This window comes from Bacteroides sp. 3_1_13 (assembly GCF_001185845.1).
GTDB classification, from domain to species: Bacteria; Bacteroidota; Bacteroidia; order Bacteroidales; family Bacteroidaceae; genus Bacteroides; species Bacteroides xylanisolvens.
This window is the reverse complement of the sequence record NZ_KQ236955.1, coordinates 790416-808142: the sequence shown is the minus strand read 5'-3', so window position 1 is coordinate 808142 and position 17727 is coordinate 790416. Positions and strand designations below refer to the sequence as shown.

The 17727-nt window shown below is 40.2% G+C and carries 11 protein-coding genes; 2 read left to right on the top strand and 9 right to left on the bottom strand.

Going from position 1 to position 17727, the window contains the following annotated elements; translation table 11 throughout:
- Positions 1–13: 13 nt before the first annotated feature.
- The 6 genes from HMPREF9009_RS03030 to HMPREF9009_RS03005 form a co-directional block, all read right to left on the bottom strand.
- Complete coding sequence (locus HMPREF9009_RS03030) at positions 14–2038, bottom strand: beta-L-arabinofuranosidase domain-containing protein (RefSeq protein ID WP_083444182.1); 2025 nt, start codon at positions 2036–2038, stop codon at positions 14–16.
- Positions 2039–2160: 122 nt separating this feature from the next.
- Positions 2161–2832: a DUF3823 domain-containing protein gene (locus HMPREF9009_RS03025; RefSeq protein ID WP_049701400.1), complete on the bottom strand. Its 672-nt coding sequence runs from the start codon at positions 2830–2832 to the stop codon at positions 2161–2163.
- 23 nt (positions 2833–2855) lie between these two features.
- The gene (locus tag HMPREF9009_RS03020; protein ID WP_083444139.1) at positions 2856–4637 is read right to left on the bottom strand and encodes a RagB/SusD family nutrient uptake outer membrane protein; all 1782 of its coding nucleotides are present in this window, start codon (positions 4635–4637) and stop codon (positions 2856–2858) included.
- Positions 4638–4671: 34 nt separating this feature from the next.
- On the bottom strand, positions 4672–8133 hold the full coding sequence (locus HMPREF9009_RS03015; RefSeq protein WP_083444138.1) for a TonB-dependent receptor: 3462 nt from the start codon (positions 8131–8133) through the stop codon (positions 4672–4674).
- 128 nt (positions 8134–8261) lie between these two features.
- Positions 8262–9251: a FecR family protein gene (locus tag HMPREF9009_RS03010; protein ID WP_008023466.1), complete on the bottom strand. Its 990-nt coding sequence runs from the start codon at positions 9249–9251 to the stop codon at positions 8262–8264.
- Between the two features lie 76 nt (positions 9252–9327).
- A complete protein-coding gene (locus HMPREF9009_RS03005) occupies positions 9328–9906 on the bottom strand; it encodes an RNA polymerase sigma-70 factor (protein ID WP_008023465.1) in 579 nt (192 codons plus the stop codon).
- A 330-nt stretch (positions 9907–10236) separates the two neighbouring features.
- Here HMPREF9009_RS03005 and HMPREF9009_RS03000 point away from each other — a divergent pair, with 330 nt between their 5' ends.
- Complete coding sequence (locus tag HMPREF9009_RS03000) at positions 10237–11037, top strand: alpha/beta hydrolase (RefSeq protein ID WP_032811930.1); 801 nt, start codon at positions 10237–10239, stop codon at positions 11035–11037.
- Positions 11038–11164: 127 nt separating this feature from the next.
- On the top strand, positions 11165–12112 hold the full coding sequence (gene cysK, locus HMPREF9009_RS02995) for a cysteine synthase A (protein WP_004317446.1): 948 nt from the start codon (positions 11165–11167) through the stop codon (positions 12110–12112).
- Between the two features lie 240 nt (positions 12113–12352).
- Here cysK and HMPREF9009_RS02990 read toward each other — a convergent pair whose 3' ends face one another.
- The 3 genes from HMPREF9009_RS02990 to HMPREF9009_RS02980 all read right to left on the bottom strand — a co-directional run bounded on the left by HMPREF9009_RS02990 (position 12353) and on the right by HMPREF9009_RS02980 (position 17719).
- On the bottom strand, positions 12353–14647 hold the full coding sequence (locus tag HMPREF9009_RS02990; protein ID WP_049701397.1) for a glycoside hydrolase family 3 N-terminal domain-containing protein: 2295 nt from the start codon (positions 14645–14647) through the stop codon (positions 12353–12355).
- Between the two features lie 112 nt (positions 14648–14759).
- Complete coding sequence (locus tag HMPREF9009_RS02985; protein ID WP_049701396.1) at positions 14760–16022, bottom strand: hypothetical protein; 1263 nt, start codon at positions 16020–16022, stop codon at positions 14760–14762.
- Between the two features lie 20 nt (positions 16023–16042).
- Entirely contained in the window at positions 16043–17719 is a 1677-nt protein-coding gene (locus HMPREF9009_RS02980; RefSeq protein WP_049701395.1) for a SusD/RagB family nutrient-binding outer membrane lipoprotein, read from the bottom strand.
- Positions 17720–17727: the final 8 nt, after the last annotated feature.

Genomic DNA, 17727 nt, shown 5'->3' with positions numbered 1-17727 from the left:
AACGATTAATGGATTATTGTATAACGGGAAAGGCCGATATTCGCAACCGGGCAGCTCCCATAGGAATCAGTGTAATTTCTTCAACCGGCTCATGGCTTTGTACCGGATTAGGGGGGAGTACTCCGCAAAGATAATTATTATCTATTTTCCAGCTAGGAATCACCTGTCCTTTTGCTTTAATTTCTATAGGAGCACTGTTTGCAGTGAATGGGAAATTATCTTTTGGCCATTCCTTTCTTATTATTGTAAAATCAGGTTCTGGATTACTCGGATTACATACTAGACCGTAATTCCATGTGCTTTTGGGATTGATTTCCCAGGCGGGCCACTGCTCATCCTGTATCTGTGGGTGTAGGATGGAATCGTCAAATTTAGTTGCCCGACTGTCCTGACGTATGTATTCTTCATCTATTTTAATGGAAAATGTAAGTGGACCATAGTTGAGACTTACGCTTTCTTGGTTGGTGGGCCATTGGCGCATAGTAATTTTCATCGGGAAATCAATTAATACTTCATCTCCGTTTTTCCATAATTGTTCCAATCTGACATATTTACTGGCTGCAAATGTTTCTGTAACTGTCTTTCCATTAATGGATATTTTTGCTGTTTCGCACCATCCGGGAATACGGAGATAAAGCGGGAATTTTACAGCATCCGGAGTATGTACGATTAATCTTATTTTTTCTTCAAACGGATAATTGGTTACTTCGGTTATGCTAACTTCAGTGCCGTTGCCTACTCGTGCAGTTACAGTTCCAGCACTATATAGTGTAGCTGCCAGACCATTGTCAGGAGTGGCTAACCACATATTTTCAGCATAATACGGCCAACCTTGTGCATGATTGTGCTGGCAGCAACGATGGCTGAACGGATTCATAATAAGGAATTGTCCGTGATTGTTTATACCAGGATTGTGATTGCGTGCATCGGTGGTAACCATATTGGGGCAGGTAAAGTAACGTAGCGACTTAAAGTCGGGCATTACGGCGGCCGGGTACGTATTGAATGCAATGTCTTCGCAATTATCCGCCCATATAGGGTCTCCGGTAAAGCGGAGAAGTAATTCATCCGAAGCCATTTGTTCTACCATTCCGCAAAGTTCAATACCCTGACGGGGGTCAATGTATCCCATCCTACAATTTTCATCACCTCCGAACATTCCTCCTGGTACTTGCCCGAATATGCGGCGTACCAAGTGGAAATTATTGTATGTAGCCGCCAGATCAGCCGAATCTTTGGTCTGCATCCAACGGGTTGCAGGTTCGCGGAATCCTTGTGCGATATCTACATTATGCCATTGAGGGAGGGTACTATCAATGCGCCAATTGGCTGTATTGCGTTGGATTTTCTTTCCGAGTTCGAGAAGCCATTCGTCCCCTGTGATGTTGTAAAGCCAGTATACACTGTATAGATTATCTCCTGCCCGTATGGTATCCCAGCGGTCTTTCAGGAACTTTTCTTCCGGATATTCCAATTGCCATTTGAAGTAATTAGTCATTAACTCGATTACTCTTGGGTCAGTGGTATATTCATAATAAGTTTGTAAGCACCACAACATAATCATATTTCCCCAAAGATCGGGATTTCCTTGCTTTTCAATCCAAGGTCCGAAGTATCCGTCACTGCGTTGACTGTTCAATGCTGCTTCAATCCAGGTATGAGCTTCGTTTATCATGTCTTGGTCGTCAAGCGTATATGCGAGGCTCAAATAGCCTTTGAGCCAGTAGGGGACTTCTTCCCAACCGTGCTTTCCTGTTCCATCGGGACTTAGCCACGCGTTGTTTTCTTTTTCCAGCCAACCGCTTATTTCAGTTAGGTGCCCGGTCATGCCATCACGTTGGCGAAGAAGAAATTCTTTTACCCAACCTTCCGGACGTATGGAACCGACAGGTAATTTTATAAAATGTAATGGCAGCAATGGTTCTCTGTTGCCAGTATAATATGCATTTTGTGTAGATACATCGGGGTGTGATACAGAGGTGACTATGGTATGTGAAGATGGCGTACTACATGCTGCCAAACAGACAATGGCCATCATTGAAAATATATATTTTATATTCATCTTTTATTTATTGAAATAGTGGGAGAGGTTGGCTCAAAAGTAAATCACATTAAATACTTTTTCATTGTCTTTTGAACCAACCTCCATTGTGTAGCAGTCTATAATTCTATTCTTTGAACTTGGCTATAATTGTAGAAAGTGTTTCCAACTGATTTGACTCCGATTCTAACAAAGCAGTAATCATTTTTCCAGTCAGATAAATCGCCTGTTATATGAATGTCAGATAGATTGGAAATATCGCTAGCGTTTAGAATAAATTCTTTTTCTTTATTAATTCTGTCGCATATTATTGATTTTGATACAATGATTGATACAAATTCCAAATCTCGGTTTTGACTGATTTTACTAATATCTACCTTTGCTGTAATTTGTTTATTTGCACAATTATATGTGGCTTTATTAACAAAGAAAAAAGGTGTTATCTCCCAATTAAGTTCAGTTTTTCCTTTTACGTTTAATATGTATGGAGTGGCATTTTCTTCATAAGCCCCTTGATTACTCGCTAATATTATTTTATATTCTCCGTCAAATAATAATGCGTTAATTTTCCCATCTTGCGAAGGCATGACTTGAAAATTTCCATTTCCTTTATATGAATCCTGATAAAAATTCAAAGGAATCTGCCCATTTTTTACAGGGACAACTTGTCCGTTATAAACTAGATTTCCATATACCTCGGATTTTGGAGGCTCTTGGTTGTCTAACTCATATAAACTACAAGAAACTAAGGTTATACAACTTAATAGTATATATACAATATGTTTTTTCATAATTGCGTGATTTTTTTATTATATTATTGTCCCGGATTTTTGACTAGTTTTGGATTTTTTTCTATGGCAAAACCAGGAATAAACGTATAGTAATTTGTTCTCTCAAATACTTTATATCTACTCAAACGTTTAAGATCTACTCTTTCAAATGTATATTTCAAATGATTTTCATTGCCAGGATGAACTATCAAATATGGATACAGTCCGTGATATTTTACTCCATTGATTATTTTTTCGGATAATCTCCAACGTTTTAAGTCAAAATAGCGATGTCCCTCAAATGCAAGTTCAACCTTCCTTTCCTGAATAATATCTTCAAAAGTTAAAGAAACAAGACTGTTAGGACCAAAACCGGCATCTTCCCTTATTGCATTAATGTAATCAATCGCTTGAGGTTTACCTAACTCAAATCCGGCTTCTGCCGTATTAAGTAGAATTTCGGCATAGCGAAAAATAGGCCAATAATTACTGGCTTTTACAGCAGATAATCCGGCATCGGAGCTGGTTGAAACAAACTTTTTTAGATAAAATCCGGTGTTTGTGATATTCTTATCTTCCGATGGACCATCAAAGCCTCTAATTAATAATTCATTCTCGTCTTTGTCTCCAAGAGACATTCCCGTTATATAATCATAATTGCCCGTTTGCTGGTTCCATACTTTCTGTCCTGCCTGTATACTTGTTACTTTTCCTTTGAATTCTGATCCGCTATAAAGTACGGTGGCAGCCAGGCGCTTATCTCTATTGGCAAAGATATTAGCCATTGATTCGTAATAAACAGGAGTCCCGTCCGGGGTTTTATCCTTTAATTTTTCAATTTTGCCATCAAGTGTTTGATAATTCTCTACAAATTCAAGAAAAGGGGTTATTTCTCCTCCCTGATTAGTAGTCTGGGCCAAACTAGGCGTTGTATTTGTAATGGTAAAATCATGCGTGTATTCTGGAGAAACATAATCGCGTGCCATTATCATTGCATCATTGCTTTTTTTATCAAAAATAGCAAAGTAGTCTGTAGAAGTAGAATATAATTCGCTTTTAATAATAGCTAAACCTGCATCCCATGACGCTTGATAATATTTTTGAGCTTGATTGGCAGGTATTCCAACTTCTCCATTGGGCAAAGTAACAGGGTCGGCCATTTGGCTATTGTATTTTGCTATGCTGCCAGCATAAAGCATTGCACGGCTTTTTAGGGCTAATGCACTCCATTTGTTAGCCCTTCTGAAATTTTTTGTTTCGGGCAACATGGACTGGGATACAATATCATCAATCTCGGATGCAATAAAATCATAAATTCCGGCTTCTGTTTCTCTAACAGGTTGGTAATCTTCAATAGGCGTATTTTCATTATATACATACGATTTAATGACCAATGGTACGCCTCCGAATCGTTTAACCATTTCGAAGTAAGTATATGCCCGTAGAAACCGGCCTTCTCCTTCCAATTGTTTTTTTGCATCTAACGAAGATGCCTGGGCTTTTTCAATAAAAAGATTTAAATCACGTATATACGTATAATCCCAATATTCGAATTGATTGCCTGGTATGTTTTGCATATCATTTAGCCCTGCACGGTCACCGGACCACATTGCTTCATCCGTCAATTGCATATTAGCTTTATCAAAAGGGCTGGTATTTAAACGGTCATATAAATTTGCCAAAACTCCTTCTGCTGTGGTTATATCTGTCCATACCTCATCTGAACTTACCACATCGTAAGGATGCTTGTCCAACCAGTCCTCACACGAAAATAGTGCAACAGTTATTAATACTAATAGACTCCGATATATTATATTTTTTCTCATATTCAATGAATATTAATTTATTTTCTGATCAAAATTAAAATGTAGCATTAAAGCCAATACTCACTAATTTGGTTGGCGGATATGTGACGCCATTAGCAATGTCAATCTCCGGATCTACAATGTCGATATTGTCGAATGTTATCAGGTTTGTACCACTAAAATATACCCTGAACCGTTTGATACCAGCTTTTTGGGTTATCTGTTGAGGAATCGTATACCCCAGCTCTAATTCTTTTAAACGTAGATAAACGATATTTGTCAACCAAAAATCAGATGCTCTGTCATAGTTGTTGTTTTGCCCCGAAGCCCATGAACCAGTACTCGGATATTTTCCGGGTATCCAGGCACTATTCGGATCGAATGGATCTTCTCTATGCCAACGGTCGGCAAACATGGCTGCACTGTTGCCATCGCCCGGTGCCGGTTTTTGTACTTCCCATTCTCTGTAATATTGATATTTGCCTGCTCCTTGCCATAACATATTAATGTCAAAACCTTTCCAGCTGGCATTAATACTTATACCGTAGTTTAAAAGAGGTAACCCACCTGAATAACCTATTTTTCTCATATCCAAGTCGGTGATTCGACCGTCATTATTCAAATCTTTATAAATAATATCGCCCGGTCGCATCGTTCGGTTTCCTTTACCATCATTGTCTATCTTCCAGTTATTTATTTGTTCCTGGCTGGTAAATTGTCCGGCACTTTCGTAACCCCAGAAACCTCCTTCCCAACGGTTTGCGGTATTGTCCCTGTAATAATTCAATGATGTAGAAAAGATTGGGTTGTACACTTTAGTGGTCTTTCTCCGGCTAAAACTTACATTTCCTCCTATTTGATACGATAGATCCTTATAGCTTCCATTGTATTTAAGGGAAGCGTCCCAACCTATATTTTTATCGCCATTCAGATTATACATAGGCATGTCAAAGCCAACTTCGCTCGGCAGTACAATGTCATTTTTCGAAGCCGGTAATCCGTCTCTGTTTCTGACAAAGTAATCAAAAGATCCTGTAATTTTACTATTGAAAAGGCCAAAGTCGACTCCAACATTAAAAAGTGAGGTTTTGATCCATGATAAAGTAGTGGATGGCATTTTCCGGGGTGCAAAGCCAATGGTTACTTTATTATCCTCCATCACATAACTGCCGTTGTATGCATTATAACCATCAAAGAAAAGAAAGGCGTCAACATTATCATCTCCCATTTTTCCATAACTGGCACGGATCTTGAGGTCGTTTATGGTTTTCCCCCAAGCTGCATCTTTCCAGAATTTCTCGTTGCCAATACGATATGCCATTAATACTGAAGGGAAAAAGCCCCAACGATTTCCTTTGGCAAATTTGTAAGAGCCATCGTAACGACCAGAGACTTCAATTATGTATTTATCATCAAATACATAATTTACCATCCCTAAAAAGCCAGCTCGGGAAGTTTCTGAATATCCATTACCTAAATTAGTAAATTCGCTTGATCGAACTAATGGCAAACTGTTTGATGTAGGCTTTGAATCTACACTGAAAGTCGGATTCTTTCTCTCGGTAGCTTCACCTACTACGAAAGCATTTATCGCATGTTTGTTAAATTCACGGATATAATTTAATTGAACACGAAACATTAATTCCTCAACGCTGTTGAAGCTGTTTTTCTTTTTCTTGTCATAACTTCCTCCGGTATGTGTATAGGTATCCGTAGTTTTATCATAAGTATAAAGTTTAAAATCTTTTTGCTGTCTTTCATAAGTATTATCCGCATAGTAATATGAAGCCAAAGCCGTAGCAGTAAGCCCAGATAGAGCTTTGATAGAAGAAAAATCATAGCTTAATTTCATATTTCCCTGAATGATACGCCATTTATCAGTTAAATGTCCCGGATTGGCATTTGCACCTGTATAAACTGCCGTATTCACATACCCTCGTGATCCATTATCAGCAGGATATAGGGGATTGTCATTTGCATAGGGTCTTTCTGTCGGGCGGTTTCTAAAAATAGCCTCACTAAAAATATATTGGTCATCTCTGTCCACGGTTGTAGCTACGCTTTTGAATTGCTCGATCCGTCCATTAATATTCATTCCAACTTTTAATCCTTTTACTATCTCGGATTCAATATTTGACTGAATATTATATCTGCTGAAGTCGGAAGAATCAAACATCCCATCCTGATTGGTTATGCTGAAACTCAAATAATACTTGGTTTTTTCGGAACCACCGGAAGAATTAATGTTAAAGTGTGATTGAGGAGCATTTTTTCTAACGATGAATTTTTTCCAGTCAAAGCTTTGATAACCGGGTTCAGTTCCTGCCTGCCATTTGTCATACTCTTCTCTTGTCCAGCTCGTTTGGCCATAAAGATTCATATCTTGTTCCACTCGCATATCTACCCATTGAGCAGCATTCATCATTTCAGGGAATTGTGTAAAATTTTGCCATCCTTGACGAAAAGATATGTTTAGAGCATTTGATGTTTTATATGTTCCGCTCTTGGTGGTAACTAAAATTACTCCATTAGATGCTTGGATTCCGTAAATACTTGCTGACGCATCTTTGAGCACGGTAACGGACTCGATGTCAGTAGGATCCAGATTATCAAATTGCCCCTGATCTTTTTGTATGCCATCAATAATAAAAAGAGGTGTACCTAAATTTCGAATTTCAATATTTGCGCCTGCTCCAGGTCCTCCGGATGCTTGACGGGTTGCAACCCCTGCAATTTTCCCCATTAATGCACTTGTCGTTTTAGTTGCTGTTGATTGCATTAATTCCTTATTTCTAATATCAGAAATCGCACCTGTTACTCTTTTTGCTTTGATTGTTGTGTAACCGACGACAACAACTTCATCAAGTAATTGTAGATCCTCTTGTAAAGTGACAGATGATAGTTTTTTGCGATCTCCTGCTTTTATTTCTTGGGAGATAAATCCAATCATAGAAAAAAGCAATACAGATTGTTCATTTGGAGCGTTGATAGAATAGTTTCCATCTATATCGGTTATTGTTCCGATCGTTGTGTCTTTAATACTTATGTTAGCTCCGACTAATGGTTCGCCATTTGTATCCCTTACCGTACCTGTAACTCGAATACTTGTTTGTTCGGATGATTGGGATTTCATATTTTTATCGGCAGAATTATCGGCAAATAAAACGATGTGATTATTTAGCATCGAATATTTTACATCTGTGTTTTGAAATATTTCGTCCAAAATAGCAGATATAGGTTTATTTTCAACATTAATAGAAACTTTTGTGTCCGATTTTATATCTTTATGATTGTAGAAGAAAAGATAATCGGTTTTAGTTTCTATGTCATTTAATATTTCTGATATCTTCACTTTATTAAAATGCATACTTACCCTTGTAGATTGTGAGTATGTATCTATCGCATAAAGGGAGAATGTGTTTAACAGAAGAAAGGTTATAAATAGTTTCATAAATAAAATGAATTGAAGAAAGTGTTTTTGTTTGGTGAAAACTGGTATTAGTCTAAGTTTTTTCATAACTTTGTTTCATTGTTTTAAATTTTTCAAGATTTGATTCAATAATTTGCTCGCGGAAAGATGTTGCAGCATCTTTCCGCTTTCATTTTTTTGTTTGGCATTATTTCATAGGCAAAAAGGTTTTAAAATTAATAAATAATTATCTGGTGTTCGCTTATCTCATATTTGAAAGGTTTTGTAGTTTTTACTACATCAAGAATATGTTCAAGTGAGTCACTCACCTTGAATTTCCCGGTACACTCATAGGTTGCAATTTCCGATCTTTTAATAATAATCTCTTTGTTGTAATATTGTCCTAAGCGCTCCAGCATCTGGTTAAATGGGGTCTTATAAAATGAATTATATCCTGATATCCATGATGAGGCGTTTTTTATTTCCTTATTGTTATAAACAGTCATTTTCTGTGTTGTTTTATCATATATAGCTTGCTGTCCGGGTTTCATCTTAAGGATGTCTTTTTCGTTATTATTTAGAATAATAGATCCTTCGAACAAGGTCGTTTCAAAATGATTGCTTTCTTCATAAGCATATACATTGAACGTTGTTCCTAAAACCCTGATAGAGTGTAGCGGGGTCTTTACAATAAAAGGCTTCTCCTTATTTTTTGTTATATCAAACCAACCTTCTCCGTTTAATTGCACTGTTCTGTCCTTGCCGGTGAATTGCTCTGGGTATTTTAGCGTTGTTCCCGAATTAAGCCATGCAACAGAACCGTCTGGCAGAGTTATTTTAGCTTGATTGCCTACAGGAATTTCAATTGTGTTGTAACTCACAGGATTTCTCTCCATACTTGTTGAAAAATAGAAATAAGAAAGGAGTACTGCTACTATAGCAACTGCTGCTATTTTACCTATTGTTTCAAGAGTATGCTGTAATTTCCTGTGCTTGAATGATTCATGTTTGTTTTTACCAATAGTCCTTTTTCTGATAATCTCAAAATCAGTTTCGTACGGATTGTCTACATAATCTGCTGTAATAAGAGACATGTCCCACACCTTACGAATCTTCTTGTAATATTGCTTATTATCATCCGATTCATCGATCCAGTTCAGGAATTCTTCTTTTTCTTCCCGGGTCGCATGTCCCAAGATGTATTTAAATATTTTATTATCATTCATAATATATGTATATTAGTACCTAACATATATATATTTTGCGAAAACAATGTTCCCCTAAAAAAAGAAGATATTTTTTTTAGAAAAATAGAAGAAATCTTAGATATGGGGATAAAGATAAACGTAATTGCTTGATTGCCTTTGAGATATGGAATTCGATGCTTTTTTCGGATAAATTTACCCTTTGTGCTATTTCTTTGTTGGATAAGTATTCTTCCCGGCTCATCCGGAAAATAATTTGTGTCAGTTCCGGCAATTCGGTTAGGGTTTCCTCAATTATCTTTTTTATGTCTTCGATATACAAGGAAGTTGTGTTAATGGAATCCAGTGTATAGAGTTTAAGATTCATTTCCCGCACTGCGTTATCGTATAAACTTTTTTCTACTAGTACTCTTCTACGTTGTTTCTCAATATAGTTCCATACTTTTAATTTTACTATCTGTACAAGTAATGCATGGAGATTTGAATCTTCTTCCAGTATTTCCCGCTTTTCCCACAATACAACAAATGAATCCTGGACAATATTTTCAGCTGCATCCGAATTTTCAGTATATGAACAGGCAAAGCGTACTAATCCCTGGTAATATTTATTGAATACTATTTGGAAAGCTCTTTCAGAGCTATCTCTAATTGCACTTATTAGTTCATTATTGTCCATGAAAAATAATTATCATTACTATATTCAGCACAGCTGGAAGAATAGTGTATGTAAATAAAGATATTTTTTAAGATAATGCTGTAATAAAGAGTGTAATATTAATATATTTTCACTATTCTTCGTTTATGTGTATCTTCCACATGTTTTTTGTTTGTTATGTATCTGATGTTATACAAATCTTTGTTTTTTTACTAAGTAATTTCCGGATGGGTGTATCGTAATAAATATTTCGTTTTTTATTCTTATCAAGATTTCGTAATATTGCATTTTATTAGAAATATGGATAGTCATATATTGGAAAGAATACGAAATACTGAAATAAATAAGATCATGAAAAAGATTTGCTTTCTTCTCTTTTTACTTTGTGCTTGCATTGCTCAAGCACAAAATGCTTATCACACAAACAAAGATATATCTTATATCTCCGGTTCCGAAACGGACATCTATCGTCTGGAACGTTGTAAACTGGATATTTATTATCCTGAAAACAAGAAGGATTTCTCAACTATCGTCTGGTTTCATGGAGGTGGTATGGAAGGTGGAAATAAATTTATTCACAAAGAATTGAGAGAACAAGGGTTTGCAGTAGTGGCGGTGAATTACCGTTTGAGTCCGAAAGCAAAGAATCCGGCTTACATCGAAGATGCGGCTGAAGCTGTGGCATGGGTTTTCAAGAATATTGAAAAGTATGGTGGTCGTAAGGATCATATTTTTGTTTCCGGTCATTCTGCGGGAGGTTATCTTTCGTTGATTCTGGCAATGGATAAAAAGTACATGGCAGCATACGGAGCAGATGCCGATAGTGTAGCTGCTTATCTTCCGGTGAGTGGTCAGACGGTGACACATTTCACTATTCGTAAGGAACGCGGTTTGCCTGACGGTATTCCGGTGGTTGATGAGTATGCTCCGGTAAATAAGGCCCGCAAGGAAACTGCTCCTCTCGTGTTGATTACGGGAGATAAACATTTGGAGATGGCGGCAAGATATGAAGAAAATGCGTTGTTAGAAGCTGTCTTGAAAAGTATAGGTAACAAGAAGGTGACTTTGTATGAAATGCAAGGATTCGATCATGGTCAGGTACTCGGCCCGGCATGTTGTCTGATTGCAGATTATGTGAAGAGATTCAAATGATATATTGTTCTGGCAAGAAGTCAGATATATGTGGTATGAATTTACCACATATATGGTATTTACCCTGAACAGAATCCGCACTATCTTTGTCATATATTAAAACAAGAGAAATTTAAAACAGATATATATGGAAAAGATAGCAAGAAAATTGACGGATTTGGTAGGTAATACTCCGTTATTGGAACTTAGTAACTATAATACAAGTAACGACCTGAAAGCTCGTCTGATTGTAAAGATTGAATCTTTCAATCCGGCAGGAAGCGTGAAGGACCGCATAGCATTGGCTATGATTGAGGATGCAGAAACGAAAGGAATTTTGCATCCCGGAGCGACTATCATTGAACCGACCAGCGGGAATACCGGCGTGGGATTGGCTTTTGTTTCGGCAGCTAAAGGCTATAAACTGATTCTGACGATGCCCGATACCATGAGTATCGAACGGCGTAATCTTCTGAAAGCTTTAGGTGCGGAATTAGTATTGACTCCTGGTGCAGATGGTATGAAAGGAGCCATTGCCAAAGCTGAAGAACTGAAAGCGGTCACTCCGGGAGCTGTCATCTTACAACAATTTGAGAATCCTGCTAACCCCGCCATGCATTTACGGACTACTGGTCTGGAAATATGGAGAGATACCGAGGGGAAAGTCGATATCTTTGTGGCCGGAGTAGGTACTGGCGGGACAGTTAGCGGTGTAGGTGAAGCGCTGAAGATGCGTGATCCGAGTATAAAGATTGTGGCAGTAGAACCTTCTGATTCTCCGGTACTATCGGGAGGTAAACCAGGTCCGCATAAGATTCAGGGAATCGGTGCAGGGTTTGTTCCTAAAACGTACAAGGCTTCTATCGTAGATGAGATTATTCAGGTGCAGAATGACGATGCCATTCGTACGAGTCGTGAATTAGCCAAACAGGAAGGTTTGTTGGTAGGCATATCTTCAGGAGCGGCTGTATATGCTGCTACGGAACTGGCGAAGCGACCGGAAAATGCCGGGAAAATGATTGTTGCATTATTACCCGATACAGGCGAACGTTATTTATCTACCATTTTGTATGCTTTTGAGGAATATCCTTTGTAATAATGCCGCTTTCCTCCAGATAAAAACAACCGCTCCTTTGGACTCAAACGTTTGTCTTTTTGTTGTAGACATACGGTCGTTTGGATCAAGAGGAGCGGTTGTTTAAGTTTGGTTGAACAGCCGTTTGAGGCTGTTCAGCCGGTTAGATGATAATTTGAGTTCACCACAAAGTAACGCAGTGTCTCATAGAGTTATTGTCGGGAGTGTATGCATTAATAATGCGCATTTATTTATAAATACCTACTTATAAGTAATAGTCAATACTTGATTTCCGCATTGCATACGGAAATCTCCTTGTTCCAGTACCCATTGCCCGTCGGAATTGACAAAAGCCAAGTCACTGCCTTTGACGGATAGAGTGACAGTTTGGGTTTCGCCCGGTTGCAGTTCCACCTTTTTGAAGGCTCGTAACCGGCGGTTTTCGGGAGTAAGCGAGGCCACAAGATCACTGCTGAATAGCATGACAACTTCTTTTCCGGCATATTTACCGGTATTGGTTACGTCTATGGAAAAGTGCAAATCATCTCCTGTGGTAAACGAAGATTTGTCCGTTTGGAAGTTGCTGTATTCGAAAGTGGTGTAGCTCAATCCGTATCCGAAAGGCCATTGAACGGAGACTACTGCATTGTAGTCATAAGCTCCTTCCATTTTGTCCATCTCTTCACTCACCCGATAATCGTAGGTAGTCAGTGCTGCTTCGTGTCGCGGATATGTGTAAGGCATCTTGGCACTGGGGTTCACGTCTCCTGCCAGAATGTTCGCTAATGCATCACCACCATAGTTTCCGGGTAATAGAATGTCAATAATAGCATCAGCCAATGGCTCCAAGTCGTTGATAATGCGGGGACGACCCTCATTGAGTATCAGGATGATCGGTTTTCCCGTAGCGGAAAGTGCCTTTACCAGTTTGCTTTGGTTGGCGGAGATAGCAAGTTCTGAAAGATTACCGGGTGTTTCGCAATACGAATTTTCACCGATGCAGGCGATAATAATATCCACGTTGCGGGCGGCGGTCACAGCTTTCTCAATCTCCGGTTCATTTTCTTCCATGTAAGCCCCTTCGGGTTTGTAGGTTACGCCTTGTTCCAAACGGACATGATCGGCTCCGAATTTGTTGCAGATTGCTTCGTAAATGGTGTTATATTTGTCGGCAAATCTATCGGTCAGATGTCCTTGCCACGAATAGCTCCAACCGCCGTTCAAGCAACGCATGGAGTTGGCGTTCGGACCGGTTACCAATATCTTTTTTCCTTGAGGAAGCGGAAGAATATTATCTTTATTTTTTAGCAATATTTCCGATTCTTCGGCTGCATGAAGTGCGATAAGTGCATGCTCCTTGCTGCCGAAGAGAGGATAATCTTTCAATAAAGTGTTCGGATGATCGAACAGACCCAGACGGAATTTAAGTCTAAGCACCCGGCGGACGGCATCGTCAATACGGCTCATGGGTATTTTCTTCTCTTGCACTAACTCTTTTAGTAGTGTACAATAATTGAGATCATACGGTTCCATAGCCATGTCTATACCTGCATTGATTGCTATTTCGATGGCTTCTTTCTTGTCCGCCGCCACATGTTCGCGGGTATAAAGATTGTTGATGTCCGCCCAGTCGGTGATTAACATTCCGTCCCATCCTAAGTCTTCTTTCAGCCATTGTGTAAGGAGTTCGCGGTCGGCGTGCACAGGCTTTCCGTTGATGGAACCACTGTTGACCATTATAGTCAGTGCACCTGCTTCCACACAAGCCTTGAACGGTGCAAAACATTTCTCACGCAGTTCGGAAACCGATATATAAGCCGGTGTGCGGTCTTTACCGGTACGTGGCATGCTGTATCCCATGTAATGTTTCACGGAGGTGGCGATTCGGTCGGCGGGAATATGGTTAGGATCATCTCCTTGGAAGCCTCGGACAGCAGTGCTGCCCATAATGGCATTGACTAAACAGTCTTCTCCATAATTTTCCCATACACGTGGCCAACGGGGATCACGTGCCATATCGACGGTGGGGGAGTATGTCCAGGGACAATTGCTAGCCCTTGTCTCATAAGCTGTTACACGTGCCGCTTCGTATGTCAAATCCGGATTGAAGGCAGCACCCATATTGATATTTTGAGGAAAGAGCGTGCCGCCCAATGTATAGGTAGTACCATGATTCTGATCCAGGCCGTAGATACATGGAATACCAATCTCCGTCATCGACAGTTCTTGTATTCGACCGATAATCTCGTTCCACTTTTCAGGGTTTTGTGCTACCGGGCCGGGAGCATTGAGAAACGAACCTACCTTGTATTCAGCAATCGCTTTGTGGAGTTTTGCCTCGTCCAATTGGAATTCTCCATTTATCGTCTCTCCTAATACATCAATAGCAAGCTCGGTCATTTGCCCTATCTTGGCGTCAAGATCCATTTTTGATAGAAGCTCTTCCACTTGTTGTTCTATTTTTGCGTCTTCAGGAATGGCAGTGGGAACTGCCTGTTTGGAACAGGCAGTCATTGCGATAGATGCGGTCATTAATATAATATTTCTTAGTTTCATTATGATTTGTTTTTAAGTAGCATCGTTTATGTAATCTGTCATTCAGATGGATTTAACCCGAAGAATGACAGATACTTATGGTATGAATGATTTTTAAACTTACTTAGGAACATTATTTCACGGTTACCAAATCTACATAATAGCCATGTCCTACACAGATGAATCCGTTTTCAGCTTGAATCATATTCAGCATGTCTTGGGTCAGTGTCAGTGCGTATTCACCGTTTTCCGAGAAGTTTATCGGGTCTGTGAAGTACGACCAATTGCCGGTAGCAAGTCGCATCTGATGATATTCGGCAGTAGGTTCTATGGAGTAGACAACTTTTAGTGTCGATCCGGCTGTAATACCGGTAAACGCATCCATCGGAATCAAATTAAAAGTTCTGTTGGGATCACCTTCCGGCATATCCCATGAAACGTAATGATGTCCTGACCAAAGCGTTATTTCAGTAGATATAATAACAGTCTGCTCGGTAGTCGTAGCATTATCGTTTAAGAACTGCACAGCCTCTCCGCTACGGGTTTTGCCTGTCAGCGTATAGCTTCCATCAGACAAATCCGGACAAGTCAGCGTAACTTCCGTAGAAGATTGATAGCTGAATTGAGACACCGTCTGTCCGCCGATAGTTAGAGAAGCGATGTTTTCAAGATTGATACCGGAAATGGTCCAGTCCACGTTGGCAGTAGCCCGGTTAGCCCCCGAAATGACAAGAGAAGCATTGGTCACTTTCACCATGTCGGCTCCATATTCATTGCCGGCGGCATCTTGCAGAACGATACGGTAATCGCCTTCGCTTACGCCTGTCGGAACGATGTATTCCAGATAGTTCTCGTCTTCCGATTCAACATAAGTAGGATCGGTGATTGTGTTTCCTCCCAAGAGGATGGCTGTTACGTTCTGTAAATTACTGCCATATAAACGGGCAGTCTTACCGGGAGATACAATTCTCTCAAAGGCTACTTCTTTAGATTGAGGGTCATCAGCCAACGGATTGACCACCACTAATCCTTCACGGGAAGTCTTCTTCCCTTTCACAGTTTCTACTTCTATTTTCAAATTATACGTACCGGCTTTCAGACTACGGTTGATTTCTTTGTCGGAGTCGGTACCCGATTCCACTTCCTGCCCATCAATGAACCAGGTTACTGTGGTGTAATCTTTCGGAGTCACGGTCAGCGCGATGGATAAGTTCGCATCCCGGCTGATGTTGGCGAATGTAGCCAATTGGCCGTTCGTTCTGTCAGGGAATACCGGGGCAAGGATATGCGGATCATCATTTTCCGTCACCGTAGCGAACGGCTCTTCCTCGGTGCATGCAGTAAATGTGGAGCCTACAGCGAGTAGGGCAAATAGTGCAATATATATCTTTTTCATAATGGATGATTGTTTAATAGTTAGTTTTCAGTATCCCACCACAGAAGGCTGTGCCAATTATCTGTTCCTCCCATGCGCTCGATGGCTTCATTGTAGCTTTTCTTATTATAGGAAGATTCCAATACAGGATAGCAGAGACGTACCGGAATTTCCGTTCCACCGGTGAGATATTGTCCGAACCCATATTCTGCCGGTGATTTCAACTTCGGATAACCGGAACGACGCACGTTTGCCCAACATTCGGCAGGATTGGTGAAGTGAAGAATCCAGGCCTGTGTATTGATAGCTTCAAGTTTCTGATTGTCCGTATGTCCGAACGTCCCTCTACCTTGAATGAATGCATCAAACTCTGCATCAGTAGTAGCCGTGCAACCGTAGTTGTCTGTCAGGAAATCCATAGCTGCACGCACTCCTTGCTTGTAAAGATCTTCTGCCGACACACTGCCGACATTCCATTTTTTCACAGTAGCTTCTGCCATCAGGAACTTCACTTCTGCAGAGGTCATCACTACGCCCGGATTGTCGCTTTTTAGGAAATTATTGGCAAGTTTGGGTTCCACTTCACGAGCCATGGTTGCTGTAACAGAAGGGTTGTTAACGGCTAATTCCTTACAAATATCGCTGTCGTATCCTGTAGGCCATGGCTCCCACGAGTAGGCACCCGGGTTGCGCGGACTGAAATCAATCCCTTTTTCAATCATCTCCTGGGTGATGTCGACACGATTGTCGGGACTGGTGGCACTCATCAGCCCGTCATAATAACAACGGGAAATTTTGAATGTACGAGGGTCACCGGATTGGCGTAGCTGATTAAAGAAAGTGGAGCAGAGGTAACTTGGATTATTAGCGGGGTCGTTGCCGAACAATAACTGTGACAATGAATTTCCGCGATAATCAGAGTAAGCTTCTTGTCCGAAACTAAATGCGATTGTCATGTATTTGATGAGCGCATCGCTTGAGGCGTCCGTTATCACACCCCCATTGGCAACCAAAGCATTTTCAAATTCCGTTTGTGCCTTTGTAGGATTGACATTGGAGATTCGCATGGCAAAACGTAGGCGAAGCGAGTTTGCCAGTTGTTGCCATTTAGTTACGTCACCGGCATAGATGAGGTCACCTGTCACTTTATCTTTGGTCGGATCGATTTTATTGACGGCATCTTCCAGCTCCAGAAAGAAAGCGTTGTAAATATCTTCCTGTTTGTCATACTTCGGATTGAACTTTCCTTCGAGGAATCCCAGGCCGGCTTCACTGAAAGGAGCGTCTCCGTAAGTGTCGGTGATGATAGACATAAGATAAACCCGATAAATGCGGAGCACAGAGTTGATGTTCACTTTCTCTGCATCTTCGGCTGTGCGATATTGAGCATCAATGATATTCTTCAGGGATTGAGTGTAGAACGATGTCCAGATACGGCTCATTTCATTATTGTCTAGCGTATGGCGTCCGCCGTAGTTGGTGGTGTTCCAACATCCCATCAGTTGTTGGGTGAATGCATAATGGTAGTTACGGTAGATTTCCATCATACTAAGGTCTCCGTACGTTTGCAGTTGGGCAGTGGTGAGCTGCGCATTCGGGTCGATGGTAGCGGCCTTGGAAGGGTCGGTATTCATGTTTTCCATGTATTCATCGCTGCAAGAAGCGAAAAACAGGGCACATGCCATCGTGATGATTGTGATGTATTTAGATTGTCTCATGATATATC